Consider the following 5,257-nt stretch of genomic DNA (forward strand, 5'->3'; position numbering starts at 1 on the left):
CGTCGCGCTGCTGGGCGAGCAGCCGCGCATTTGCGCCACCGGCGGCGAGCCCGACCACCTCGAATCGGTCGGGGTTGGCGGCGATGACCTCCAGCGCCTGAGTGCCGATGGATCCGGTGCTGCCCAGAATCAGCACGCGCCTGCGCTCGGTGGTCACCGGTCCATTGTGCCGCGCGGTTATCGCGAGTTGGCGATCACGATTTCGGCGAACCGCTCGATGGGCCGCCGGTATCGCTCGGCGTCGAGCTTGAGTGAGTCGTGCACGCCGGCCTTGATGTCGTCCAGCGTGGTCCACGGACTGCACATCAACGCGGTGATGCCGATGTCTTCGGCCCGCTTGACGAGATCGGGGGACGGCGCCTCGTAGAGCGCCAACATGATCTCGAATGGCTCGGTGGCGCGCCGGTACTCCGCGCGCAGTGCGGTCAACGTCTCGACGTAGTGCACGGCGCCGTCCCACGGATAGCCGTAGCCGACCCAGCCGTCGCAGAGGCGTGCTGCCCGCCGCAGGGCGGCGTCGGACTCACCGCCGCCCAGAATCGGCACCCGGCTCGGCGGATGCGGCTCGATCATCAATTCGGGCACTTGGTAATAACGTCCGGCCCACGACACCCAGCCGCCCTTCCACAGCGCGTGCAGGGCCGGGATCATCTCGTCGAGGCGCCTGCCCCGGTTGCCGAAGTCCTGGCCCATCAGCTCGTATTCCTCGCGCATCCATCCGACGCCAACCGCGAGCGACACCCGCCCCCCCGATACCACCGATGCGGTGGCCACCTGCTTGGCGACTTCGAGCAGGGGGCGGACGGGTGCGACGTACACGGCGTTCGTGAATCGCAGCCGACGGGTCACCGACGCCATGGCGCCGATGAGAACCCATGAATCAGGCCAAGCCGTGTCGGGCGACCACATCGGACGCCCGGTGGGCGACGGATACGGCGACGCGAGATGGCGCGGGTATATCAGGTGGTCGGAGCACACCATCCCGTCGTAGCCGGCCTCGTCGAGCATCCGCGCCACGGCGGGCGCCTCTTCCGTCTTCATGAACGCGGTGCCACACCAGAACTCCATGCGCTTCCTTCAGTCGGCGGTAAGCCATACCGGACGGCTTTCAGTGAAAAGTATTGTGCCCCGCTCCTGTAACTTTTCCGGTTGTCGGCCGTCATATTCGCATGAGCCCCGAGGGTCTGGTCACCTATGCGGAAGCGGTCAACGGTGCGTTGCACCGGCTGCAGTCGACGGGCCTGTTCACCGACCAGTTCTTCGCCAATCATTCTCCGATGGCCGCCGAGGCGCTGGCCACTCTGGGCTGTGGCGGCGACGTCGACCGGTGGCTGCACGTCAACATTGCCCGCCGCAACTATGAGCCGCTCCCCCGCCCGTCACGGTCGATCGACGCCCGCGTGCCGGACGAGTGGCGAACCGCGCTGGGAGATCTCGAACGCCGCGGCGACTGGGTGGAACTGTTCCGCAGCGAGTTGGGGAACACGCCGTGGCGCACGGTGCTGCGAACCTGGCTGCGTCTGCTGCCGGGCTGCTCCGGGTCGCTTCTGCACGGCCTGATTCGTTCGGCCCACGCGGTCCGGTCCCTGGGCCTGGTCGCCGAGCCGAGCGATCTGCAGATCGATGAGCTCGCCCGCGGCCTTGCTCTCTGGGCGACGTCATTCAAACCTCTCCGCAACACGGCCGTCAGGCGCGGCGATCTTGACGCCGCAACGGTCGACGACGCCCTCCGCCATCTCACCGCCGAGTACTGCGGCCACTACAACCGCGACGATGCCGTCTTTCCCGATTCCGTTGATCCACACCATCACTGGGCCGGCCGCGATGCGGCGACTGTTGGCGGATCTGCCGGCCGAGTTGCACGCGCCGTCACTGCACACGATCGAGGCGGTCAATGAGGAACTGTTCGCCGCATTCGGCGGGAAACGCTCGACGCGGACGCCGCAAGCCGCACCCGCCGAGGACGAGAGCACCTTCGCGGCGTTGGCCGCCGAGGCCGTTGACATCGGCGACGAGCACGCGATCAAGGTCTGCGAGGCAACCATGCGCGAGAACGCCGTTCTGCCGGACCCGCGTTACCTCAGCGCGGCGGCAGCGCGTTGGCGCTGATCCGCAAGCGCTGACTCGACGACCGCCGGCCGTCACGCGGCCGCGGTGAACGCGCGGTTGATGTCGACGTCGCCGGAACCGGTGCGCACCTGTATGACGACGGTATCGTCGCCGTGCTCGGGCCCGTCGGAGGGCTTCAGCCGGTTGGTGACCGTTCCCGACCCGGTCATGATGTCGAGTTGCGCGGCGGTTCCCTCGGGGATGCCGACTTCAACGTCGCCGCTGCTGGTATGGGCGACGACAGCGCCGCTGACGGCCGCGGCGATGTTGACCGAGCCCGACGCGGTCTGCGACTTCACGTTTCCCCGCAACCGGTCGAGCGACAGAGAGCCGCTGGCGGCCTGGAATTTCGCGTCGCCGTCGAGGTTGGCGATCGCGGCGTCACCGGAAGCGGTCGCGATCTTCGCCGAACCGCTGATCGACTGCACCTCCAGCCGTCCGCTGGCTGAATCGAAGCCGAAGTCGGCGAATTCGCCGTCGGCGTGCACGTCGGCGGATGCGACGGCGATGTGAATCCGCGAGTGGGAAGGCAGTTCGATGACCATGTCGACAGCTCCCATCCGGTAGCCGAGCAAGCCGAACTTCGCCGGCGCCACCGTGAGTTTGCCGTTCGCGTAGTAGACCTGCGCCTGCTCGGCGGATCGGACGTCGGCGGGGCGGGATTCGTCGCGGGGCCGCACTTCGACGATGGTGTCCCGGGCGCTCACTGGCGATGAGTCGGATCGAGCCCGAGCCGGCCTCGACGCGTGCGGTGATGGGTTCGGGTGTGGCGAATGTGGGCATCGTTTTCCTCCTCGGGTTTCGTGGTGTCAGCGGACCCAGCCGGTGATGTGGCGGCTGGTGTTGGCTCGCTGGGTGGCGGGCTCGGCACGCGCAGCAGCCGCGCGAACCAGCCAGGCGTTGACAGATATCCCTTCGCGGCGCGCCGCCGCTTCCACCCTCGGCCGCAGGCTTTCCGGTAGGCGCAGTGTGACCCGCCACGTACCCCCGCCATCGTCGGCGACGGCCGGCGGTTCGGCGGCGGGCTCGCGTTCATCAGCTGGTTCCTGAATCGGAGCGCAGACGACGAATTGCGGATCGCGGCCGCGGAGGCGGACGTCGACCGACGCCGGTGCCAACTCGCGGGTGATCTCCTCGGCAGCCGCCGACAGCGCCTCGAGCAGGACCAGCCGGACCGCCGACTCCAGCGGTGCGCTCAACCGGTCGGCCAGCGCGGCGGCGTCGTCGCCCGCCTGCGCGGCAACGTTGAGTTCGTGCCGAACGGTGTCGACGTAAGGCTGCAAGTCCATGATGTCATCATGACATCATTATGATGTCATTGCAACGGTCAGTGTGCTGCTATCGACGGATCCGCGCCCGCCAGATCCAGGCCAGCGCGCCGATCATCAGCAGCGTCAGCGCCACCAACCACGGCCACGCGCCGTGCTGGTAGACCCACCCCGCCACCGCGCCCTGCAGCCGTCCCGCCCCGATGATCACCGGATCCGCCGGATTGGCGCCGCGCCCGGATATCCGCACCTCGTAGACGCCGTAGTAGCCGATGTACACCCCGAAGATCACGAGCAGCGCGCCACTGATCCGGTTGATGAACGGCACGATGGACCGGATGCGCTCGGTCAGCGCCGAACTGGCGAATGCGGCGGCGACGGCCAGCGCACCCACGACCAAAGCGAAACCGGCCGCGTAGGCGAGGTACACCCAGACGGTCTGCATCACCGGACCGCTGCGGACGGCCGCCCCGGTGACCGCGAGGAACGGGCCGACCGTGCATGACAGCGAAGTGATCGCATAGCTCACGCCGTAGCCCAGCATCGAACCAATCCGAGCGGTCGGTGCCCATCGCCCCTTGTGTGCCAGCGGGTTTGGCACGAAGATCGTGAGTTCCCGACCCGATAGCAGCCAAATCCCCACTGCTACCAGGATGATCCCGATTACGACGGTGACGTACGGCAGGTAACGTTGGACCGTCGACGCCACCTCCACGGTCAGCAAGCCGAACAAACCGAACACCGCCAGGAAGCCGACGGTCATCGCCACGGTGGCCGCGATGGCGCGCCCGACCGCAGGCGGCCGGCCGGTGCCCTCTCCAATAACCAGCGCCAAATAGGCCGGCAGCATTGCGAATCCGCACGGGTTGAGGGCAGCTACCAGCCCAGCGCCGAACGCCAAGCCCGCCAGGTCTTGGTCCACTGTGTGCCGACGCCTACGCCGTCAGCGTCTTGACCCGGTCCGACAATTCCTGCTCGGGCATCGCCGCGGTCGGGTTGTTCACGAAGGTCGATGAGCCGTCGGGGCGGACGAAGAGGTATGCCGGTTGCCACGGCACACCGAAGCGCGCCCACAATGATCCGTCGGCGTCGTTGAGGTTCGTGAAGTTCAGGTTGTACTTCGAAACGAAGCCTTGCATCTGCCCGGCGTCGGAGCGGCCGGCGATGCCGACGAACGTCACCTTCGGATTGGCGGCGGACACTTCGCTTACCCCCGGGGCCTCGATGTTGCAGAACGGGCACCACGGAGTCCAGAACCACAGCACGGTAGGTTTGCCGTGCAGGTTGGATCCGTTGAAAGACCCGCCGCTGAGCGTGGTTCCGGTGAAGTTGAGACGGTCGTCGGCGCGCGCTACCGGCGTGTTGACGAGGCCCAGCATCAACACCGCAGCGATCACCGCAAGCGCCAACGATTTGTAGCTGCTCAAAAGTCCGGTCTTCACGCCACCGCACCTCCTTTGCTGACATTACACCTGAAGTGACGTCAACCAAACGGGTTCAGTTCGATCATGCCACCCGGGCGACGCCTCGAGGTCGGGCGGCTCGCGGGTCAACCCCGCTCCGGCCAGCAAAGCCCGAGGATGAGCGCCCCGCAGTCGGCGTTGGGCGGCAGATCTGACGTGTCTGTGACGATGTCGCAGGCTTGCCGGCCTGGCTGCGCGACGGGGTTTGGGCCGGTGACCGGGCGATACTGCGCCAGTTCGAGGCGGAGCGGGCGGCCCACCTGACCAGGTTGGGGCAGTTCGGACGTTTCCGCGCCGGAAATCGCGGGCAGCATGAGGGCATGCCGACGCTGTTGTGGTTCCGCCGTGACCTGCGGCTGCGCGACCTGCCGCCGCTGCTCGGCGCCGCCGCCGATGGTGACGACGTGCTGGCGTGCT

General features: G+C 67.4%; 7 protein-coding genes and 1 pseudogene. 2 read left to right on the forward strand and 6 right to left on the reverse strand.

Features of this window, described 5'->3' with window-relative positions:
* Together VKG81_RS20390 and VKG81_RS20395 are read right to left on the reverse strand one after the other, a co-directional pair.
* Positions 1-157, reverse strand: a pseudogene (locus tag VKG81_RS20390) (1-deoxy-D-xylulose-5-phosphate reductoisomerase); the annotation flags it as partial.
* Positions 158-177: 20 nt separating this feature from the next.
* Positions 178-1,068: a TIGR03619 family F420-dependent LLM class oxidoreductase gene (locus tag VKG81_RS20395; RefSeq protein WP_324398539.1), complete on the reverse strand. Its 891-nt coding sequence runs from the start codon at positions 1,066-1,068 to the stop codon at positions 178-180.
* 101 nt (positions 1,069-1,169) lie between these two features.
* Here VKG81_RS20395 and VKG81_RS20400 point away from each other — a divergent pair, with 101 nt between their 5' ends.
* The gene (locus VKG81_RS20400; RefSeq protein WP_324398540.1) at positions 1,170-1,898 is read left to right on the forward strand and encodes a hypothetical protein; all 729 of its coding nucleotides are present in this window, start codon (positions 1,170-1,172) and stop codon (positions 1,896-1,898) included.
* Positions 1,837-2,109, forward strand: a complete 273-nt coding sequence (locus VKG81_RS20405) for a hypothetical protein (RefSeq protein WP_324398541.1) — start codon at positions 1,837-1,839, stop codon at positions 2,107-2,109. The genes VKG81_RS20400 and VKG81_RS20405 overlap by 62 nt, the downstream gene beginning before the upstream one ends.
* A 32-nt stretch (positions 2,110-2,141) precedes the next feature.
* Here VKG81_RS20405 and VKG81_RS20410 read toward each other — a convergent pair whose 3' ends face one another.
* From VKG81_RS20410 to VKG81_RS20425, 4 genes are all read right to left on the reverse strand, one after another.
* A complete protein-coding gene (locus VKG81_RS20410; RefSeq protein ID WP_324398542.1) occupies positions 2,142-2,816 on the reverse strand; it encodes a DUF4097 family beta strand repeat-containing protein in 675 nt (224 codons plus the stop codon).
* Positions 2,817-2,918: 102 nt separating this feature from the next.
* Positions 2,919-3,398 (reverse strand): toxin-antitoxin system HicB family antitoxin, encoded by a 480-nt coding sequence (locus VKG81_RS20415; RefSeq protein ID WP_324398543.1) that lies wholly within the window; start codon positions 3,396-3,398, stop codon positions 2,919-2,921.
* A gap of 49 nt (positions 3,399-3,447) precedes the next feature.
* Positions 3,448-4,299: a cytochrome c biogenesis CcdA family protein gene (locus tag VKG81_RS20420; RefSeq protein ID WP_324398544.1), complete on the reverse strand. Its 852-nt coding sequence runs from the start codon at positions 4,297-4,299 to the stop codon at positions 3,448-3,450.
* 13 nt (positions 4,300-4,312) lie between these two features.
* Positions 4,313-4,756 (reverse strand): protein disulfide oxidoreductase, encoded by a 444-nt coding sequence (locus VKG81_RS20425; RefSeq protein ID WP_324398545.1) that lies wholly within the window; start codon positions 4,754-4,756, stop codon positions 4,313-4,315.
* Positions 4,757-5,257 lie beyond the last annotated feature (501 nt).

This window comes from Mycobacterium sp. (genome assembly GCF_035314905.1).
In the GTDB taxonomy this organism is placed as follows: Bacteria; Actinomycetota; Actinomycetes; order Mycobacteriales; family Mycobacteriaceae; genus Mycobacterium.